The 19526-nt window shown below is 67.2% G+C and carries 18 protein-coding genes and 1 tRNA gene; 7 read left to right on the forward strand and 12 right to left on the reverse strand.

Going from position 1 to position 19526, the window contains the following annotated elements; all coding sequences use genetic code 11:
- Positions 1–122 precede the first annotated feature (122 nt).
- Positions 123–713 carry a hypothetical protein gene (locus tag E6J58_02190; GenBank protein ID TMB42090.1) on the forward strand — a complete coding sequence of 197 codons (591 nt, stop codon included), beginning with the start codon at positions 123–125 and terminating at the stop codon, positions 711–713.
- A gap of 842 nt (positions 714–1555) precedes the next feature.
- On the opposite strand, the gene E6J58_02195 is transcribed toward E6J58_02190, so the two are convergent.
- The 3 genes from E6J58_02195 to E6J58_02205 all read right to left on the reverse strand — a co-directional run bounded on the left by E6J58_02195 (position 1556) and on the right by E6J58_02205 (position 3319).
- Positions 1556–2044: a GNAT family N-acetyltransferase gene (locus tag E6J58_02195; protein ID TMB42091.1), complete on the reverse strand. Its 489-nt coding sequence runs from the start codon at positions 2042–2044 to the stop codon at positions 1556–1558.
- Between the two features lie 262 nt (positions 2045–2306).
- The gene (locus E6J58_02200; protein TMB42092.1) at positions 2307–2999 is read right to left on the reverse strand and encodes a DUF4386 family protein; all 693 of its coding nucleotides are present in this window, start codon (positions 2997–2999) and stop codon (positions 2307–2309) included.
- A 134-nt stretch (positions 3000–3133) separates the two neighbouring features.
- Entirely contained in the window at positions 3134–3319 is a 186-nt protein-coding gene (locus E6J58_02205; protein TMB42093.1) for a hypothetical protein, read from the reverse strand.
- An 11-nt stretch (positions 3320–3330) separates the two neighbouring features.
- On the opposite strand from E6J58_02205, the gene E6J58_02210 reads away from it, so the two are divergent.
- Together E6J58_02210 and E6J58_02215 are read left to right on the forward strand one after the other, a co-directional pair.
- Positions 3331–3570, forward strand: coding sequence for a hypothetical protein (locus E6J58_02210; protein ID TMB42094.1), 240 nt, complete (start codon positions 3331–3333; stop codon positions 3568–3570).
- Positions 3571–3597: 27 nt separating this feature from the next.
- Positions 3598–4218 carry a hypothetical protein gene (locus tag E6J58_02215; GenBank protein TMB42095.1) on the forward strand — a complete coding sequence of 207 codons (621 nt, stop codon included), beginning with the start codon at positions 3598–3600 and terminating at the stop codon, positions 4216–4218.
- A gap of 340 nt (positions 4219–4558) precedes the next feature.
- Here E6J58_02215 and E6J58_02220 read toward each other — a convergent pair whose 3' ends face one another.
- The 4 genes from E6J58_02220 to E6J58_02235 all read right to left on the reverse strand — a co-directional run bounded on the left by E6J58_02220 (position 4559) and on the right by E6J58_02235 (position 9565).
- The gene (locus E6J58_02220; GenBank protein ID TMB42096.1) at positions 4559–5665 is read right to left on the reverse strand and encodes a M48 family metallopeptidase; all 1107 of its coding nucleotides are present in this window, start codon (positions 5663–5665) and stop codon (positions 4559–4561) included.
- On the reverse strand, positions 5665–6639 hold the full coding sequence (locus tag E6J58_02225; GenBank protein ID TMB42097.1) for a DUF898 domain-containing protein: 975 nt from the start codon (positions 6637–6639) through the stop codon (positions 5665–5667). The genes E6J58_02220 and E6J58_02225 overlap by 1 nt, the downstream gene beginning before the upstream one ends.
- A gap of 218 nt (positions 6640–6857) precedes the next feature.
- Positions 6858–7532: a hypothetical protein gene (locus E6J58_02230; GenBank protein ID TMB42098.1), complete on the reverse strand. Its 675-nt coding sequence runs from the start codon at positions 7530–7532 to the stop codon at positions 6858–6860.
- 1034 nt (positions 7533–8566) lie between these two features.
- Entirely contained in the window at positions 8567–9565 is a 999-nt protein-coding gene (locus E6J58_02235; protein TMB42099.1) for a hypothetical protein, read from the reverse strand.
- Between the two features lie 119 nt (positions 9566–9684).
- Here E6J58_02235 and E6J58_02240 point away from each other — a divergent pair, with 119 nt between their 5' ends.
- The gene (locus E6J58_02240; GenBank protein TMB42100.1) at positions 9685–10965 is read left to right on the forward strand and encodes a BON domain-containing protein; all 1281 of its coding nucleotides are present in this window, start codon (positions 9685–9687) and stop codon (positions 10963–10965) included.
- Positions 10966–11343: 378 nt separating this feature from the next.
- Here the strand turns inward: E6J58_02240 and E6J58_02245 are convergent, their stop codons facing one another.
- Positions 11344–13878 carry a phosphoenolpyruvate synthase gene (locus tag E6J58_02245; protein TMB42101.1) on the reverse strand — a complete coding sequence of 845 codons (2535 nt, stop codon included), beginning with the start codon at positions 13876–13878 and terminating at the stop codon, positions 11344–11346.
- Positions 13879–14046: 168 nt separating this feature from the next.
- Here E6J58_02245 and E6J58_02250 point away from each other — a divergent pair, with 168 nt between their 5' ends.
- A complete protein-coding gene (locus E6J58_02250) occupies positions 14047–14532 on the forward strand; it encodes a hypothetical protein (protein TMB42102.1) in 486 nt (161 codons plus the stop codon).
- A gap of 83 nt (positions 14533–14615) precedes the next feature.
- On the opposite strand, the gene E6J58_02255 is transcribed toward E6J58_02250, so the two are convergent.
- Positions 14616–14692: transfer RNA gene (locus E6J58_02255), tRNA-Pro, on the reverse strand.
- A gap of 122 nt (positions 14693–14814) precedes the next feature.
- Between E6J58_02255 and E6J58_02260 the strand changes: the two genes are divergently transcribed.
- On the forward strand, positions 14815–16161 hold the full coding sequence (locus tag E6J58_02260; protein TMB42103.1) for a hypothetical protein: 1347 nt from the start codon (positions 14815–14817) through the stop codon (positions 16159–16161).
- Here E6J58_02260 and E6J58_02265 read toward each other — a convergent pair.
- From E6J58_02265 to rsmB, 3 genes are read right to left on the reverse strand one after another with little or no spacing between them, the layout of a single operon-like run.
- Positions 16155–16628, reverse strand: coding sequence for a methylglyoxal synthase (locus tag E6J58_02265; GenBank protein ID TMB42104.1), 474 nt, complete (start codon positions 16626–16628; stop codon positions 16155–16157). The two genes, E6J58_02260 and E6J58_02265, sit on opposite strands and share 7 nt — an antisense overlap.
- 41 nt (positions 16629–16669) lie before the next feature.
- A complete protein-coding gene (locus E6J58_02270) occupies positions 16670–17329 on the reverse strand; it encodes a ribulose-phosphate 3-epimerase (protein ID TMB42105.1) in 660 nt (219 codons plus the stop codon).
- The gene (gene rsmB / locus E6J58_02275) at positions 17326–18669 is read right to left on the reverse strand and encodes a 16S rRNA (cytosine(967)-C(5))-methyltransferase RsmB (GenBank protein ID TMB42106.1); all 1344 of its coding nucleotides are present in this window, start codon (positions 18667–18669) and stop codon (positions 17326–17328) included. The genes E6J58_02270 and rsmB overlap by 4 nt, the downstream gene beginning before the upstream one ends.
- 243 nt (positions 18670–18912) lie before the next feature.
- Between rsmB and E6J58_02280 the strand changes: the two genes are divergently transcribed.
- Positions 18913–19526 (forward strand): hypothetical protein (locus E6J58_02280; GenBank protein ID TMB42107.1); only part of this gene is annotated, 614 nt, incomplete at its 3' end.

Genomic DNA, 19526 nt, shown 5'->3' on the forward strand with positions numbered 1-19526 from the left:
CCAGCCGATCGCGCGTGCGGCGGATGCGGCGGTCGACCCCTTTATCGTTGTCGAACATGTCGCCCGCTTTCGTCCCGAAACGTTCGTCCCGCAGCGACTGCCCGGGCGCTAGTCTCGCAGGCATGAGCGACGAAAGAAAGGGTGGACTCGCGCTGATCTTCGCGAACGTGGCAGGGGTCCTCACGATGGCGCTGCACCCGGTGCCGCATCAAATGGGCGACCCGCACGTCCGCATCCTCAACGTGGCGGTGCATGCGCTGGCGATGCTGGCTGCACCGGTCGCGCTGGTGGGAGGGATCGCGCTCGCGCGCCGGACCGGGTCGCTGTCCGCGGTCGTGTTTCAGGCATTCGCACTCGTCGCGGCAGTCCTCGCGACCGCGATGAGCGGACTCGTGATCTCATCGCTCTTGCAGCAGTCGGCATCGCGCGAATTGCTCATGGTGAGTCGCGCGCTGAACCAGGCGTTCTCGCGCATGTTCGCCGTCGCGACGTCGGTGGCGCTCGTCCTCTGGTCGATCTCGGGGTGGCGCGGACATTCGCTGCCGCGCGCCCTTGCGATCTACGGCGTAGCGTGCGGCGTGGTCTCCGCGCTTTTCGTCTTCTCGGGCGCCCCGCTCGATGTCCATCGATTCGGCGCGCTGGTGCTGGGGCAGTCGATCTTCTTCGTCTGGGCCGGGACGACGCTCCTCTTGACGGCACCGGACCGGGCCTGAGCCTCCGCAGGAGAGAGTGGCGCGGGGGTAGCCCTTGACGCGAGACGTCCGCATCCACGGTTGCGCCCCTGCCAGTCGGTGACGGCAGCATTGCGTCGAGTGTACCCGCAAATGTGTAACCCTTACCGCCCGTACTGCAATCGGGGTCCGAGATGCTGGTGAACTTCAGCGCAATGCTGCCGACTTGGTTGCTGTCAGATGCAGTCTCCGGCGTCGGCGCAAAACCGTCCCCGCATGCAACACTGGTCGGGTCGGCAGTAATGCCCATTGCACAAACGACTCGCCTGGTAGCTCGAATTTGAGGGTACGGCTGCGCTTTCATCCTTACATGAGGGGTCCTGGTCCTGCGCAGGCGCTAGTTGCGTCATATTCCCCAGACGATCGGTATTGGAATCTGCCGTTCCGCCCCATACCATGCCAATGCCTATCACCATCACGACCAACGCGATTGTCCTCATCATCGCATCCTCCACTCGTTTCACTCACTGCGTCTCTTACGAAGCAAACCGGCGCCGTTCATCTCCCACCAGGAGGTGTCCGCTCCACGAAAATTGTCGCGCACTGGTGTTCACCGGCCCAACCTGCTGCACGCCGACAATTCCGCGACGACCGCACCCACCCAGGTGTTGACGCCTTGCGGCAGCATATACGGCTGATCGATTTCGGCGCGCGGGTAGCGGGTCAGCGCCTCGCGGGCGGCACACGCGGAAAGCAGGATCGCCAGGCGGCCGCGGCAGCAGATTGGTCGGGAAGACACGGTAGTGCCGAGGCGCGCCTATGGAGTCGCCACCAAGGTACCTCCTACAGCAGACGTCTCGGTACCCTGAAGTTGCCATCGGCGATTACGACGTGGCGACCTGGCCAATCTTCTTGACGTACTCGACCAGCGGCATCCCGAAGAAATCACCGACGTTGCCCGAGGGGCGAAATCCATTCCTCTCGTAGAACCGGATCGCGCGCCTGAGCGGCTCGGTGGTGTCGAGCGTGACGCGGCGGCAGCCGTGGCGGCGCAGCTCGTCCAGCGCCGCGTCGAGCAGCCGCTGGGCGGTGCCGGTGCCCTGCCAGAGCGGATAGACCGCCATGCCGCGAAGGTGTCCCTCACCCCCTGCCATCGCCTGGCATCCGATGGTCCCGACGATCTCCCCTGCGTCGGTCGCTGCCACCAGCACGGTCATGGCGGCGAGCCGCTGGTGGATGGTCGCAGGCCCTAGGACGGTGTCGGCGTATCCGGACGGCGTGTAGCAGTTGCGGTAAGGCGCGAATGCCATGGCAAGGCAATCGAGGATGCCTTGCGCATCGGCGGCAGTCGCGCTGCGAATCGCGGTCCCCATCGCTCAGACCTCGCGCCGTGCCCGAGCAATGATTTCCATCAGCGCCATCCCAATTTGGAAGGCTAGGTCCACGGCCGTCACCCGAACAGGCTCAGTCGACGCACGGTGTGATGAATACAGTCCATGCTGAGGCGGGTGGCGCTAATCTGCAGTGCAAAACGAGGCAATGGCACTCGCCTCTAAACTTCGGGTGCGGCTAGCATAGGCCCTGGGCCGGCTCGGTTGCGTCCGCCCCAACAGCTGCGGCGCCGACCGATAGCCTTCAAGCGTTGCCTAATCCGATCGCACTGCGCGGCTCAGCCCGGAAGCCCTTCACGAGCAGCCAGACCGCTACGATCAGTTGACACAAGCCGAGTGGCGCAAGCATTGGAAAGACGACGTCGCGATGAAAGAAAGGCAGGGCGACCGCAATCACCTGTAGCAGGGCGGCGACGATACCGAAGCCGCCGAGAATGCGCGGGATCACGCGCAGCCGGTACACTGCGGCGTAGAATACGAAGATCGCGAGCCCGTCGGTCATTCGCGCCATGTAATGCACCCAATTGCGGGCGGAAGATACGACGACCCGGACTGTCTCGAGCTGTGCCCGTTCGGCGGCACTCGCCTTGGCATATGCCTCGCTGACGGTCACCATGGACATCACGCTTGCGTTCTCGACCACCGCGAGGGCCAGGATCACCGCGGCCAAGGCGAGGAGCCAGAGCGCCCGCGCCGGAGCCCGTTCGTAGAACACAGGGAAGGCCGTCACGGCGATGCCGACCCACAGCGCCTCGATGAGAAGTCCGACGAGCGCGCCCAGCGCGATCGCGTGCGAGTGGGGAGCGGCATTGGGAAGGAAACCTGGCGCACCGAAAAGCGGCGCCTCCAGCACGAAATTCACCAGAAAGCCGCCGATCATCTGTATGACGATCAGAACACCGATGACTCGACCGGCTCGGCTAAGCGCATCCACCATCAGACCCTCCTGCCGGCAGGCAACCAAGGTCGCCCTGACCCACCGGATCCTACGCAGCACAGCGCTGCTTGTTCCAAGGAGCACCCCATAGACGAGCTGCCGCAGGTCGATTCCGAAGGCCTGGGCCTCGTCGATTACAACCAGCAGGAACTTCTGCCGAGCAGCTTCTGCCGCTCGTCCTCATTGGAGTCGGCGCCCACCAGATAGATCACTGAGCCGTTCGGGAACCGCACGGAGAGCTCCGTCTCGTTGAAGCGAGGCTTCAGCGGGTGCGCTCGGGCCAGCGCACAGGCGGGTGACCACAAACTGTCGCGGCGCATATGATTCCTGCGTGGGTTTCTTGGCTCTGGTCAAGGCGCTCGTGGCAACGACGGCAACCTCGACGGCGCTCGGCACGGCCACCCGAGCAACTTGCGCGACCATGGTGCCGGACCTCGACGTCATCGCGTTCCGCTTCGGCATTCCTTACGCCGCGCCGTTCGGCCACCCGCTACAGCGGCACGTGCCTTATCGTCTCTCGCGGGCAGACTGGGCCAAGCAGGTCAGCTCGTCCCCTTCGGATGGGTCGTGATCTCGCAACCTTGATGTTGGTGACTCGATGAAATCGAAGACGAAGCTCACGCCATCGATGACTCTGAAGGAGTTCGAAAACGGCTACTGGCTCGCGACCGAACTCAAGGAGTTCGCCGACGACATCGGTGTCCCTTCAGTTGGCAAGCTGCGTAAGGACGAACTCGAAAGGGCCATCAAACTTTTTCTCGAGACCGGTGAGGTGACGAGGCCGACAATGAGAACCCTCTCCTCGTCGGGGCTCAAGGACGTTGAGCGAGGCCTCCGCCTCGACCTTCCGGTCGTGTTCTACACGAATGACGAGACGAAGGATTTCCTGGAGCACGAAGCACGAAAACTGGCGCCCGGTTTCAAGCGGAGATCCGGCGTCCGTTACCGGCTCAATCGCTGGCGGGAAGAACAAATCCCGAAGGGCAAAAAGATCACGTACGGAGACCTCGTCGCCGAGTACGTGCGCCTCAATCAGACGGAGGGCGCTTTCGCTCGAATCCCGCACGGTAGGTACATCAACTTCATGAGCGATTTCTTGGCAGCGGAGAAAGATGCTACCCGGCACGATGCCGTGAAGGCGTGGCACGAGCTCAAGACCATGGACGTTCCTAAAGATTACTACTCGTGGTCCAAAGCACGGTCATCGAGACGTCGATAGCGGAGGGCGGCGCCCAGTTCGAGCGGATCTGGGGGCGAGTGCTCCTGAACAACGCGAAAGACTCGTCCCCGTGCCAGACGAAGCGCGCCATCTCACACAGCAGCCGGCGCAAATCTTGCGCGGAGCATGCAGGGGGTCTGCGTGCGCATCGCCAAAGCCCTCAACGCGCTCGAAGACTGTCCGAAAACGCTGCCCGCGATCAGTACCTGGCCACTGGCGAGCACGGTGGCAGTGCGCTGCCCGCGGCTGCCGATCGAATCCAGCGAGCCCGAAGCCGGAAGCTGCGGTTGCGGAGCCGCGTTGGAGGCGGCGAGCATCGCGACGATTGCGGGGGCAGGCCTCATTCGCGGGCTCCAAGCCGGTTTTCCTGACCGGGTTCGGCGGCGCGGCGGCCGCGGCACGCGTCCTTGATCGCTTGCCAGTCCTGGTGCGGGATCGCCCCGGGTGACCTCTCAACGGCGGCGTCCGCGTCCAGCAGCGCCTTTTTCCGCGCAGCGCTTGCCGGATGCGTGGAAAGCCATTCCGGAACCACGTCGGTGCTCCGCTCGATGCGGGCAAAAAAGTCCGACAGGCCGCGGCTCGAGAGATTGGCGTGCTGCAGGCGGCGGAGCGCGCCTTCGTCGGCCTCCTTCTCCGCGTCGCGCGAGAAGCGCCGCGAGGCAATCTCCAGCGTCGTCGAAGGGTCGATGGCCATCAGCCCTGCGAAATCGCCAGCCGTGAGTTGCCACCCCGTGGTCAGGATGACGCTGCGCACGACCTGCGCCATGACGTGTCGCCGGGCCACGTGCTCGAGCTCGTGCCCGAGGACCCCCGCAAGCTCCTCGGGCCGTTGCGCCTCCTCCACCAAGCCGCGAGTCACGACGATGCTTCCGCCTGGGAAGGTGAAGGCATTCACCATCGTCAGGTCGACGATCTCGAACCGCGCGCCGGCAAACTCGGGATCGCCCGCGAGTCGCAGGGACCCGGCGAGGGCGAGGAGCGCGCGGCGGGAGCCGGCGCTCCGGCAGTAGCGGTTCTCCAGGAGCTTGTGAACGGGGAAAGCCAGCTGTTCCTCGATCGACAGCGGCACGCGGCGCGCGATGCCCGCCGACATCGTTGGCAGCAGCGCGAGGAAGAGCGCGATCGCTCCCGCGACGGTCGCGGCATAGAACGCGCCGCGCAGCAGCAAGCTCCGGGCCGCGGGCGAGCGAGGAGTGGCACCGGCGGCCACCAGGACGTCGCGCAGCTCGGGGTCGGATGAGGAGAGCAGCGCGCCAGGGTGCGCAGGATGCGTGAGGTGCAGGACGCCGCCGGGGAGCGGTTCGACTTGCAATCCCGCGAGGGTCCACGGTTCGGGCTCGCCCTGGCTCTCCGATTGGATCAGCAATCGATCCGGCAGGGCAGTCACCTGGACAGCCTGGGCGCGGCCGCTGGAGCCATCCATCAGCTCGGCGCGGAGGGCGCCCATCAAAGCGCCAGGTCGACGCCGAGGTCGTGCGCGAGGGCGTCGGAGGCAGCATTCCCCGCGCTGGAGCGCTGCGCGACGAGCGCGAAGTCCACTTCGCCGACGAAGGTGATCCGGTCGAGCATTTTGCGCATGGACCACACCACGATCCAGGGAAAGGCAATGCCGAGCGTGAGCGCGGTTCCCAGCACGGAGCCGACCAGGATCGCGAACATATCCCCGGCGGTCAGATCGCTCCTTCCCCGCGCGCCCATGAAGGACGTATGGGAGAGGACGAAGCGATTCATCTCGGCAGCGTACCAGAAGTAGTAGATGCCGAGCGTGAGCACCGAGAACAGGAAGCCTTTGAATCCGATCCAGAACGCGTCGGCATTGCTGCCGTCGTAGGAGAACCGCTCGGTGCCGAACCGGGTATTGTTCAAGAGGATGCCGCGCAGCCGATTGAGCCAGGCAGGCGCATAGATTCCCAGCGTCAGCAGCGTCAGCAGGTAGCCCCCGATGAACGCCTTGGCATACGGGCCTGCTCCGCGCTCGAGGCCGAAGTGGAGGCCGCGCCACCGGGTTCGGCTGAGCAGGTAGGCGCGCGACCAGTAGACGGCGAACGGAATGAGTCCGAGGACCGCAACCGACAGCATGATCTGGAGGATCACTCGGGAACCCGGAATAATGAGATTCGCAATCACCGGAAGCGCGAGGAACGCGACGTACACGGCAAGGACTTTCAGGTAGCCTTTGAACAGCTCGAGCCCGGTGCCGGTGAACACGAGCCGTTGCCCTGCGATCTCCGTGCTGCTCCACATGTACTTGCGGCGTTCGGCCCTGGCCCACGCCGCGTAGACGCCGAGCGTGATCACGGTGAGGAAGAGGTTCTTGAGAATCAGCAGGAACAAGCTGGTTCCGTCACCGTGGAACTGCAGGTGGTGGACGGGCGGCTGGTAGACGGGTGAAGTGTCGGTGAAGGCAAAGGAGTCCTGCATTCGATTCTCCGAGGGAGGGCGCCCGGCGCCGGAGGAGGACCATCTTAATCGGTCAGCACCCCCAAGCGTAAGCCTGCTTCAAGGTTGATGTCGATCCTCTCCTTTTGATTGCATTGCTCCCATCACCCGCCGCGACTTCTCGGGAGGGCGCGGCTCCATAGCTCCGGAACGACTGCGAGCGTAGAAACCCTGCAGGAGTTGAATCTGCTCGGCCGATATTATCGGGCCTCGCAGGCCGAGCGGTCGCCAAGGTCGCAAGCTCTCTTCCGAAGCTCTCCCGCGCGCGTTGGATCGTCGTTGTCTATCGCACGCGCGAGCGTATGGCAGGCTTTTGCATCGCCACCGTCACACAAGGCCGACAGTAGCTCGCCGATTGTCTCTGGCTTCGCGCGCTCCGCGTTGAGGGGTGCAGGACCGCGCTGCAGCACGCCGACACCTTGGTAGCTGAACCTGCTCGATGGGTTCGTGAGCGGCAGATTGGTGTTGTTGACCATGCGCAGCCAGCGCACGAGAGCGCGGTCCGCATCGATGACCGTCAACGTGATGACCCAGCTTTCGTACCAGATACCATCGCTGTCGCGGTCACTGTCGATCGCAGCGATGACCGCGTTCGGGCCAGCGCACCGCAACGAGAAGCGGCCCGGCTTGTCCTCCATCCAGGTCCCTTGTTCCTTCGAAAATACCTTCGCCGCCGAGTCCATGAGCACGAGACGCAGGTCGAGTGTGTCTGCTCGGGGAGGTCCGCCGATACCATTTCCTTCGATCGCAAACGAACCGCTCCAGGTTCCCTGCACGCCGCAGGAATCGCCGGTCGACGCAGGACCCGAATGTCGCGCCGAAGCGCATGAAAAGAGGAGAACAAGTACGAGAAACGGTGCAAAGCCGCGACGCATCCAAGGGAGGCTACCTGAAAGTTCACCCCGCCGACCTATTCGGATACGGCGGCGGCGACGAATAGAATCCTGTTCCGCGAGGGCTACCAGGACGGTCTAGTAGTCGGGCACTCCTGACGCCGGTGCTGCCGGCATGGGCAGGGGGAGTGTCCGTGGAGTGTCGCCGTGAACGCGAGCCCCACCACGCTGAGGGAGGAAATGGGACACGTGGACGAAGCCGGGCCGCGCAGGCACCGCAGGCTGCATCTCGCCTACTTGATCCTGGTCGGGATCACGGCCGTTGCCGCGATCGCGTTGCTTGCGTTGCTTGCGCACAGCCGTTAGTCGGCGGTGACGGCTACCAGGAAACCGCCTCCGCAAGCCGAGGGCGCGACAATAACCGAGGCGGACCCCCAGCGCGAAGCCAGGCTCTCTCATGCCGTGCGCCGCCAAGGGCGAGCCGATCGGGGTTGACCACGCCTTCAAAGACCGTCAGTGCACCACCGCGTTCTTGCGTGTTCGCGCCCACGGCACCAGCACGATAGCTGGGGGCGCTTTCGCGTCCCCAGCCGATCTCGCCGTACTTCTTTGAAGTTTGTTTGGTCGGGGAGACAGGATTTGAACCTGCGACCCCCTGGTCCCGAACGGGCACAAGAGGAATCCCACGGCGTGGCCTCGGCTAGCACGCCGGCGCAACCTCTGGAAAGTACGGGTGAGGGAAAAGCACCGACTTCGGATACCGTAGCAGAGCGCGGACCCGTTGAGACGCCGTTTGGTGCGCCGGTGGTGCGCGAGTTGCCGGCGGATTCTTGACGTATTGGCGCACCTGGTCGCGCAGCCGGGCGTGGGCGGTCGCACAGCCCCCGGGGGGCACTGAGGTCGGCAACCCATCACGCTGGGGAAGTTCACCTCGCGTCAACTCTCCCAGCGGCAGGCCGATCCCGAACAAAAGGCGCAGGCGGGAGTTCGCCACGCGCACCGCGGTGAGGAAGTCCGGGAGACGGCGCATGCCGCCTCGATAGCATCCGCGCGCTCCCGGATCTGACGAGATGCGGCTACTGCTTTGTCGCGGTGAAGCTGCCAGTCGTCCCGGATGTCGGATAGGCCGTCCCGGAGCCATCGCGCAGCGTCTGGCTGACCGTGGCCGAGCCGGTGATCGTGGTGCCGGAGCGCGTGCCGGTGAACGTCATGCTGAAGTTTCCCCCCGAGCTGCTCAGCGACGCCGTGAAGCTAGCATCGCTACCGCTGATGTTGCCGGTCCCGCTAGTGTCGAATGGCAGCGCCGTGCAAGTGTCGTAAGGAGGAGTGTACACGGTGACGATGCCGATGTGCGCGGTGGTGCTTCCGGTCCCGCTCATGGTGCCATTCAAGTTCTCGACGACGTTCAACGTCATCACGCCCGACGCGGAGATGGCGTACCGACAGCCGATACTGTCGGTGACGGTGCCAAGCGAGGCGCTCCAGGTATTGCTGACGAACGTCTCCGACAGATCGAAGGTGGCGGTCACCGTGCTGTCGGCGTTCATCACCAGATCGCAGGGGCTGTTGGACGGGACTCCAGCGCACGCGCCGCCCCAGGCACTGAAGATCGAACCGGAGTTGGCGGTGGCGGTGATCTGGATGCTCGTACCCGGCACGAAGTTTGGGCTGCCCGGAGGATTGGCGAACACCGCTCCGTTGCCATTGCCCTGCTTCTGGATGGTCAACGTCACCTCGTTCGGCTGGACGGTGATGTCGACCGTGGCCGACTTCCCGCCGCACGTCGCGGTGATGATCGCGACCCCGACGGAAAGCGCTGCCACCGCTCCGCTGGTCGCGTCGATCGCGGCCACTCCCGGACTGTTGGAGGTGAACGCACAGACGACGCCCTGTACGGTGATGCCGTGCGCGTCGACCGGCGTAGCGCCGACATGAGTGGTTTCGCCCACGCGCGGATTCGTGTTCGTTGACTGCAATTGGACCGCGGCCACGCCGCTGTTGCTGCCGCCGCCGCAAGCTGCCAGCGCGGCGAGAAGTCCGACGAGCACGTTCGACGAATGGCGAATGGTTTTCATCGCATTTTCTCCGGGCGGTTTCCGCCCGGGCCAGAACCGCCTCCCGAACTTTCGTTGCCGCGCATTTGAAAAATGCTAAGACGCTTTACGGGAAGGTCTGCAAGCCACGCAGGTGTGTCATGGTGCGTGCCGTTTGCGTAGTGTCCGCCATCGAGTGCGCGAGCTGCTCGATCGCGCGCGCCGGCCGCGCCTGTTTCCGGATCCATCGGCGAGAGCGGGAAGCCCCCCGCAACGTCGGCGTCGGCCGGTCACCTGCGAGCGGGAGACAGGCAGATCGCACAGCCACGGAGACCGTCCCGTCGGAGCCGCAGGGAAAGCCGGAGGAATCGATCGAGCGATCATCGAGCAGATGTTCGAGCTGCCGTTCGCGGCGCACCTCGGAGTGCTGCGGACCATCGCACCTAAGATCTCGCCTGCGCGCGAGGCGAGGAGCGCATTACGGCGCGCGAACCACGATTCCTACGCACTGGCCTCTGGCGCGCACCCGGAAGCCAGGTCGCGCAAGCGGTGCACTGACGTCGCTGCCCTGCCGTAGGCCGGGCGGGCTTAACCTTGCCCGGCTCTCTCTTGCCGTCGCGCGTCGGCCGCGTATTTTTGCGGCGACGCACCGCACCAAATCACCCGAAGGTGAGACCGCCGCTGGCGGACGAGCGGGTCTGCATTCTCGGCACGGAGGAGGCACAGCGATGGCGATCAACGACTGGCAGCAGTGGGGCGAATACGGTTACGGGGACGACTTCCGCACGTACGAGCGCTTTGGCTATCCGTATGGGCGTTACCCGTACGAGCGGTTTGGCTACGAGGGTTATGGCTACGAGCCGCGTCGCAAGATGGGCCCTGGCGAGCACACCTGGCGCGGCGGCATCCTCGGCTGGCTGGGCGCGGGCGTCCGCGCGGGCGCCGGCTGGGTCGGCAACACGCTCCAGCAGTGGGGGACGTGGTTCGGCGGCAGGGTGAGCGGAGGAACGGCGGAGATCGGCCGCGCCGTCCGCGGACGCGGGGAGCAGATGGCGTCGGCGCTGGAGGACCAGGACCAGCGCGCGGCAGCGACAGTGCGTCGCAATCTGCCGCCGCGGTATCGCCGGCCTGACGAGCGGATCCTCGACGACGTGTGGCACCGCATTTCGCTCGCCGCGCTCGACCCGCAGGACGTCGAGATCGAGGTGAACGGCGGTGTGGTGACGCTTTCGGGCCGGGTCTCGACGCGGGTCGAGAAGCGGGTAATCGAGGACATCGCGGACAGCGTGTTCGGCGTGCGGGAGGTGCACAACCATCTGCGCCTCGCGCGGATCGGGAGCGAGTCGCGCGGCGCCGAGACCGGGCCGCTGGCGACGAATGCGGGCTCTCCGGCGACGCAGCGCAGCTTCGACACGACCGTCGGCGAGACGGAGCGCCACTAGTTCCTGAAGAGCGGCGACGAGCGCCGAGCGCTTAAGAGATATACGCGCGCGCAAGGACGATGGAGCCCAAATTAGGCGGTTACCGCGAGCCGATGCGCTTGAAGTAACCGTTTTGGGAAAGTAACTCGGTGAAGGCACGTCGACGGGTAGAATGATGAGCGGATCGGAGCGCCGGCCGGTCAAGACGGCGGCCGAGTGACCTCCGCATAAGAAGTTCATGGCCGTTCCGTCCCGCGGCAGAGCGGGCGCGGTTGGCGAAGTCCGACCGCATTGACGACAGTCGATCAGGTCCTGTCGCAGGTTCAAATCCTGTCTCCCAACCACATGAGCCCGATGTCGCCTGGGTTCCAGGGACGCCGCCGGGCCGAAGCGGGACCTCTAATGTTCTTCGCGTCCTTCGGGCGCGACCGTGCCGGCCGAGCCGTCGACCACGATCCGTTCCCCCGTCGCGATCCGCGTCGTCGCGTCCGGAACGCCCACAACGGCCGGGATTCCGTACTCGCGCGCGACGACTGCGCCGTGCGACATCATCCCGCCCATCTCCATCACGAGCGCGCTCGCCGTGAGGAAGAGCGGCGTCCATCCGGGGTCGGTCGCTGGCGCGACGAGGACCTCGCCAGGTTCGAGCCGCGCCCCCGCCGGCGAGAACATCACGTGCGCGACGCCGCGCGCGGTGCCTGGCGACGCCGGTGTGCCCCGGATCGCGCCGTCCGCGGCGGGCGATGTGAACGCAGCCTCGGCATCGGTCCCATCGGATAGAAGCACGCGTGGCACGTGACGCCGCCGCTCCTCGCGACGGTACTCCGCCCGGCGCTCGGCGACGCGCTGGCGCATGTCCTCGCCAGCCAGCGCGCGGCGCGCGTCGGCGAGCGTGAGGAACCAGATGTCGTCCGCCGCGGCGACGCGGCCTTCGGCGGCAAGCGCCACGCCGACCGGCGCGAGGATCGCTCGGCCTTGCGCGAACACGCGGACCACGTGGAACTTCGGCGCCTCGCGCGCGCCGGCGAGGGCACGGACCCGGCGCAGGAGCTTGCGGGCGAGAAGGCGGCGCGGACCGTGAACGCGGGACAGCAGCGTCGCGATCGTCGCCTCCGCCTCGCGCGCACCACGCGCGAACTGCGCGTCAGGCGCCAAGGCAGCCGCGTCGAGGCGGTGGTAATTCGCGATCGCGCCAAGAAGATGTGATGGATCTTCCGACCAGCGCGGCAACCCGAGATCGATCTCGGCGATCGCGCGGTGCCCATAGCGCACCAGGAACGTCTCGAGCTCGCGCTGGAGCAGCGGCGGTAACGCGCCGCGACGGAAGGCCGCGCTGAGCTCGGCCGGCGCCCGGTCCGCGAGTGCTGCTCGCGTCGGGGCGTCGTCCCGAGTGCGAAGGGCGATGGCCCAGAGCTCCAGGTCCATCTCGGTCGTCGGGTTGAATGGCAGGCCCCGCAGCACGGTCCGCATCTCGTCGTCGCTCGCGACACCGCGAAGCAGCCGCGCGGCGAGGTTGTACGAGATCAACCCGGCGCCGACCATCGCGACGAGCCGCGGGAACATGCGCGGCGGTGTCGCGATGAGCAGTCGCTCGAAGTCGTCGAGCCGCTCGACCGGAGTCGTGAGCGGTCCGGCGTCGCGCGTGACGATCGCGTCGATGTCGCGCAGGATCTGGTCGCGCGTCGTTTCGGGACGAAGGAGCGCGCGGATCACCCACGGCGGCACTCCCGCATGCATGACCGCGTGAAGAATTGACGCGAGCGAGCGCAGGCGCGAGCCGCCGCGCGGTGAGAGGCGCGGATCGTCCAGCAGCCGCGCGAAGATCGCCGAGCTCCGCGCTTCCATGATCGACAGCACCCGGACCGGTATTTCCCGCGCCGACGAGTTCCGGAACACCCCGGTGAGATCGATCCATAGGCGCAGGCCGGCGTCGGCGATGACGGAGGTCCCCGCTGCCGGATCGGCAAGGGGCCTCCCGACCGCCGACGCGAACGCCGCGCCCAGCAGCCGGAAGGTCTGGATGCCCATCGGCGTGAAAGGCTGGAGGACACCCTGCGCGACGTTGGCCGAGAGGTAGACGCGCAGGTCGCGCTCCGGATCGGGGGCGCTCGCGGGGATCGGATACAGCGTCGTGATGTCGCGCGACTGCACGATCCACACCTTCTCGCCGTCGATCGCCCACTCGATGTCCTGCGGCTTGCCGTAGTGCGCCTCGATGCGGGCGCCAATGGCCGCGAGCTCGCGAAGGCGGGTGTCGTCGACGATGTCGCCGCGCCGCTCGAGGACCGCGCCGGTCTTCACATCGACGAGGTAGTGGTCCGGATTCACCGCGCCCGAGACGAGCTGCTCGCCGAGACCGCGAACCGCATCGATGGCGGCGCGCCGACGGCGTCCGGTGATCGGGTCCGCGGTGAAGAGGACGCCGGCGACCTGTGCGGGGACCATCCGCTGCACGACGACGGCGAGTCCGAGCGCGCGCCCATCGACCGCGTGCGTGGTCCGATACGACACGGCGCGGTCATTCCAGAGCGACGCCCAGCACCGGCGCATCGCGTTCAGGAGCGCGGCCTCGCCATCGACATCGAGGATCGTGTCCTGCTGGCCGGCGAAGCTCGCCTCCGGAAGATCCTCCGCGGTCGCGGACGAGCGCACCGCGACACGCCCGCCCAGCGCGCGATACGCATCACGCACCGCGGTCGCGATCTCGGGGGGAACAGCCGTCTCCAGCAGCCGCGCGCGCGCAGCGATCGGGTCCATCGGATCGACGCTCGCAGCGCTCGCGGCCGCGGCGTACGCGTCCGTCGTGATCACGAAGCCGTCGGGAACGGGAAAGCCGGCGTGGATGAGCTCGCCGAGACTCGCGCCTTTCCCGCCGGCGACGGCGAGGTCCTGCGCGCCGAGCGTGGATAGCGGGACGACAAGAGGCCCACTCACGTGGCACCTAGCGCCTCGAAGCGAGAGAACGCGTCGTGGCCCGGATAGCGATCTCCATCAGCCGATCGTACCTCCCGTTGCGCTCGCTGCGCCAGAGCGCGCCGGTTTTGATCTGCCCGCTGATGAGGACGGGTGACCGTCGACTCCCGGCGTGGGTCGTCACGGTCGATGAGACTGCTCCCGATCCTTTTCGCGCTGATCGGCTGCTCGACGACCCGCGCGGTGTCGCTGCCGCTCACGCCGCCCGACGTCGCGTTCATCAACGACGAAGTGAAAGAAAAGGGCGCCGCCATCCAGCTGCGCAAGGAGCCCTGCTGCCGCGGCGGCGAGGACGTCGTCGTGTCGTCGGATGCTATCGAATGGACCGACGAGGCGAAGCGGGGGCAGCGCGTCCGCGCGCCGCCGGAGGCGGTCGAGCGCATCACCGTCCGGTACCACGGCCACGGCGCACTCGCCGGCGCGGGCGTCGGTCTCGCCACGGGCGTCGTGCTCGGCGCCGTCGTCGCCGCCGGTGTCCACGGCGAGGAGACGGCCGGGTTCGTACGATCGGCAGTCGTCACCGTTTTCGGCATCTCCGGCGCGCTGCTCTTCGCGATTGCCGGCGGAATCATCGGCGCGCCCCACACCATCGAGCTCACATCGCTTCCGCCCTGAGCGCCGCCTCGGTCGCCGCGTCGCCGAGACGCAAAACGAAGGCCGCGGCCGTGCTTCGTGACGCCCGGGCCGCGGCCGTAGATTGGTCGGGGAGACAGGATTTGAACCTGCGACCCCCTGGTCCCGAACCAGGTGCTCTACCAGGCTGAGCCACTCCCCGAAAAGCAGTCCCCCGCGAAGGGGCGCGAGGAAGTAACAGGAAGGGTGGGACGCGTCAATCCCGCGTGGAGCCGACCGGCCGCTGCTTGCCGCGGACCGACGCCCGGAGCATCCTGCGCCGCCGTGACGATCCTGGCGCTCTCGCATCATCTCTCGTTCCACGCGCGCGGAGACGCTGCGTTCGTCTGGCACGGCCTCACCGGGGACGTTGCCGAGATGAGCCGCGACGTGCTCGCGCTGCTCCTCTCGTTCGATCCGCCGCGCGAGAAGGAGCAGGATCCGCCGCCGGGACTCTCGCGGGACCAGGCGCAGGAGTACACGGGCATCCTCCGGGCGCGGCGCTTTCTCGTGCAGACCAGCGGGCAGCAACGGCCGGACGAGATGTCCCCGCTGCTCGCCGGGTTTCCGCGGGTTCCGCGCGGAGCAGTCTTCGAGCGCAACGGAAAAGGGGTCATCGTCTACACGCGCGCGGGCACTGCGCTGCCGCTCGACGAGATGACGTCGCGGCTGTTTCTCCGCTGCGACGGGGAACGTTCGCTGGGACAGGTGCTCGGCGACGCCGGATACGCGCCGCTCGAGGCACTGCTGCGCCTGGCGCGGGCCGACGTGGCGGCGCTGAAGGTCCTCGCCAAACCCGTCTCCCAGGGCGGCGTCCAGCTGAACGCCGCGGCCGAGTCGACCATGCCGTACCCGGAGATCCCGGACGTCCGGCTCTACGCGGTCGGCGGTGCCCCGCCGCAGCCAAAACTCGAGGAGGAACCGACCTTCGCGTCGCTGTTCGCGACGCCGCATCCGAGCCTTGGCGGGCGCACCTATGCGCAGGCGATGGCGCACGAGTTGCGCCGCCGCGGCGCGTTCGACGGCGTTCCGGCTCCGCACCAGGTGCTCTCGCTCGGGCTCGCCATGGAGCTGCCGGACGCGCGCGTGGAGACGAACATTGCGCGCGTCCAGCAGGCGGAGTCGTACCGCGCGGCGGTGGTCAACGAGATCGGCGCGCAGCTCGGCTTCTCCGACGGAAAGAACAGCGGGCTGCTCCGCCTGGTCGCCGACGCCGCCGGTGCGCTCGCCCCGGGGGGTGTCCTGATCGTCGCCGACTACGGCGACCCCAAGGCGGAAGCGACGCCGAACAGCGTCAGCTTCAAGGATCTCCAGGCGCAGGCGGCGCGCAGCGGGCTGACGGGGCGCATCGTCCCGCTCAGCGAAGCGCTCTGCCTCGACGTGAACAGCCAGGCGCTGTCCACCACGCGGGCGTCCCTGCCCGCGCTGCAGGCCCTGTTCGCCTCGCACGGGCTGGCCCTCGCGCGGCGCGCGTGGCTGCGCAGCGAGATCGAGAAGCTGGTCGAGGGAAAGCTGGATCTCGCGAGCGTCCACGGCCTGCAGTGGGCGCCCCTTTCGGAGCGCGCGCTGGGTCTATCCCCGAAGCAGTTCTGGGCGCTGGTCGCCACCAAGCCCGAACGCACGCTTCATTGACGCGCCCAAGGGACGAAGCTCGGCGGCCCGCGGTCCTGCCGATACTTTTCCGGCATCACGAACAAGGGCGAGCTGATCATGTGATCGGCGGAGCTGCGGTTGCAGGCGATGGGAACGTCGTACAACACCGCCAGCCTGAGCAGCGCTTTCACGTCGACGTCGTGCGGCTGCGGCGTGAGCGGGTCCCAGAAGAAGAACACCGCATCGATGCGCCCCTCGGCGATCAGCGTACCGAGCTGAGCGTCGCCGCCCATTGGACCGGACAGCATCAGCTGGATCGGGGTATCGAGCTCCGCCTGCAGCGTCAGGCCCGTGGTCCGGGTCGCATAGATCGTGCAGCGCGACAGCGTGCCGCGGTTGAACATGGCCCACTCGACCATCTCGTCCTTGCGCCGATCGTGGGCGACCAGCGCGACGACGGGCCTCGGACTATCTGCCTTCGGCAGCCTCGTGACGTTGTTCTCCATGCCGCAGAGCGTTACACGGCATTGGCCCAGGCGCAAAGAATTTAGCGCGCTGCGTCACGAAGTGCACGAATCGCCTGCTTGTAGTCGGGGCGGCCGAAAATCGCAGTCCCTGCGACCAGCACCGTCGCACCCGCACTGACGACTCGCTTCGCCGTGTCCGGCGCGATGCCCCCGTCCACCTCGATCTTCGTCTTCAGGCGGCGCTGCTGGATCCAGCCGGCGAGCTTTTCGATCTTCGGCAGGCATGCCTCGATGAAGCTCTGGCCGCCGAAGCCGGGATTGACGGTCATCACCAGCACCATGTCGGCTTCGTCGAGCACGTACTCGAGATGGTCCGGCGGCGTGTGCGGATTGAGCGTGACGCCCGCGCTGGCGCCGGTGGCCTTGATCTGCTGCAGGGTGCGGTGGAGGTTCACCGAGGCTTCCACGTGGACGGTGATGTTCGCCGCGCCCGCTTTCGCGAAAGCGTCGACGTACTTCTCGGGCTCGACGATCATCAGGTGGCAGTCGAGCGGGGTCTTCGCGTGCTTCTTCATCGCGGCGACCACCGGCGGTCCCCAGGTCAGGTTGGGGACGAAGCGGCCGTCCATTACGTCGACGTGGATGAGATCGGCGCCGGCCTGCTCGACCGCGCGGATCTCCTCGCCGATGCGCGACAGATCGCACGAGAGCAGGGAGGGCGCGATCAGAACGTCGGTCATGCGGTTCTCCTCAAGCGGGCAGCGAAGAAACCGTCGGTGCTCGTGCGATGCGGCAATGTACGGAGGAAGTCGCGGTCCAGGCAGTCCGCCGGAAACGACGGCGGAGGCCGGTCGAGCTCGAACTGGCTGAACGCCCCCAGGAAGCGCTGAACCTGCTCGTCGCACTCCTCCGGAGTCAGCGTGCAGAGCGCGTAGACGAGCAGGCCGCCGGGGCGGACGTATCGCTGCACCGCCGCGAGCAGACGCGCCTGGACCTGTGCCAGCCGATCGACGTCTTCCGGCGTGCGACGCAGCTTCACTTCGGGATGGCGGCGCAGCGTTCCGAGCCCTGAGCAGGGAGCATCCAGCAGCACCAGATCGAAGCTCTCGAACGCGACGTCAGGAATGGGGAGCGTGGCGTCGGCGGGGCGCGCTTCGAGGTTGTCCAGCCCCAGCCGCCGTGCGGACTCGGCGATGGCAGCGGCCTTCTTGGTGTGCAGATCGACGGCCAGCACCGACCCTTCTCCGGCGATCTCCGCCAGATGGCATGCCTTGCCGCCCGGGGCGGCGCAGGCGTCCAGCACACGGGCCGACCTGCCGGGTGCGGCGAACAGCGAGACGAGTTGCGCGGCTTCGTCCTGGGCCTGGAAGAGGCCCTGCTCGTGTCCATCGATGTCCAGCGCAGGCGGCGCGCCGTCGGCGAGGACCAGCGCGTCCGGACTGTAGCGGCCGGGGCGCGAATCGATCCCCGACTCGCGCAGCACCTCCTGGACGCGCGCCGGCGTGGCCCTGCGGCGGGCGACGCGGATGGTGGCGGCGGCCTGCTGCTGATTTGCCAGGCACAGTTGCTCCGCCTCAGCCGGACCCAGCCACCGCATCCACCGCTCCACGATCCAGCGCGGGTGCGACGTCAGCGCCGCCATATGCCCGACCGGATCGACTTCCGATGAAGGTGGCGGCGGCGAGGCCCGCGTCTCCGACAGCCTCCGCAGGACGGCGTTGACGAAGCCCGTCGCGCGCGCGGCCTTCAGCTCTTTCGCCAGCTCGACCGCCTCGTTGACCGCTGCCCGGGCCGGCACCTTCTCGTGATGCAGCAGCTCGAACGCGCCGAGGCGCAGCGCGACCCGGACGGGCTCGTCGAGATCGTCGAGCGCCCGGTCGCTGTGCGCCGAAAGTGCCCGGTCCAGCTGGAGTTGCCAGCGCAGCGTCCCGTAGGTCAGCTCCGTCGCCAGCGCCACCTCGCGCGGCTCGAGAACGCCCGCCTGCCGCAGCGCGGAATCGAGCGCCAGGTTGGCGAACGCCCCTCCCTGCGCGACGCGCATGAGGACCTCCCCCGCGATGCGCCGCGCGGGCGTCACCATGGGGCGCTTCTATCATGCGCGGACGACGTCCCGGGGATTCGCCTTGCCAAAGCAGGTTGATGCGCTTTAGTCTCCCCTACATGCGGACCTTTTCCCGGAGTCGGCTTTGGAGGCGCTTCTCCTCCCGCAGCCGTCGAGCTTCCCGGTGATCTGCTGACGCCTTTCGGCGTCTTCTGCCTCCTCGACGAAAAGCAACAGCAGGACGCGTTCCTGTTCGAAGGAGCGCTCGGACGATACAGCTACGTGGGCGTCGGGGGCGATGGCGCGCGTCTCTCGCTCCGCCGAGACGCGGATCCGCTGCAGACGCTCCGGCGCGCCCTGGACGCGGAACGCGTAGAGCGCAGCGAAGACTTGCCGCCGTTTTCCGGAGGCTACGTCGGTTATCTCGGCTGGGGGAGCGCCGCCTGGACCGAACGGCTGCCGCAGCGCCTCGGCGCCGATCCGCTCTTTCCCGAGGCGGAGCTCCTGCTCGTGCGCGAAGTGATCGCCTTCGATCACCGTCAGGGCCGCACCTGGGCGGTGGCCATCGGGACCGACGCCGAGCACCGGGCGCAATCGCTGGCGCGGCGGGTGCTGGAGGGCTTCTCGCTCGGGCGCTTTCCGAATGCCCTGCGCACGCCTGCGGCGCAATCGCTCGGCGCCAGGCTCTTCAGCGACCGTCGCAACGGCGCGCGCTTCCTTCGCGGCGGACTGCCGGAACCGGTGCCTGTGGCCGGCGGGGAGAAGCAGTTCAAGGCCGCGGTCCGCCGCGCGCTGGAGTACATCCGCGCCGGCGACATCTTCCAGGTGGTCCTCTCGCAACGATTCGAGCTGCCCGATTGCGACGGCTTCTCTCTCTACCGGACGCTGCGCGCCGC

This window comes from Deltaproteobacteria bacterium, assembly GCA_005879535.1.
Taxonomy (GTDB): Bacteria; Myxococcota; Myxococcia; order Myxococcales; family 40CM-4-68-19; genus 40CM-4-68-19.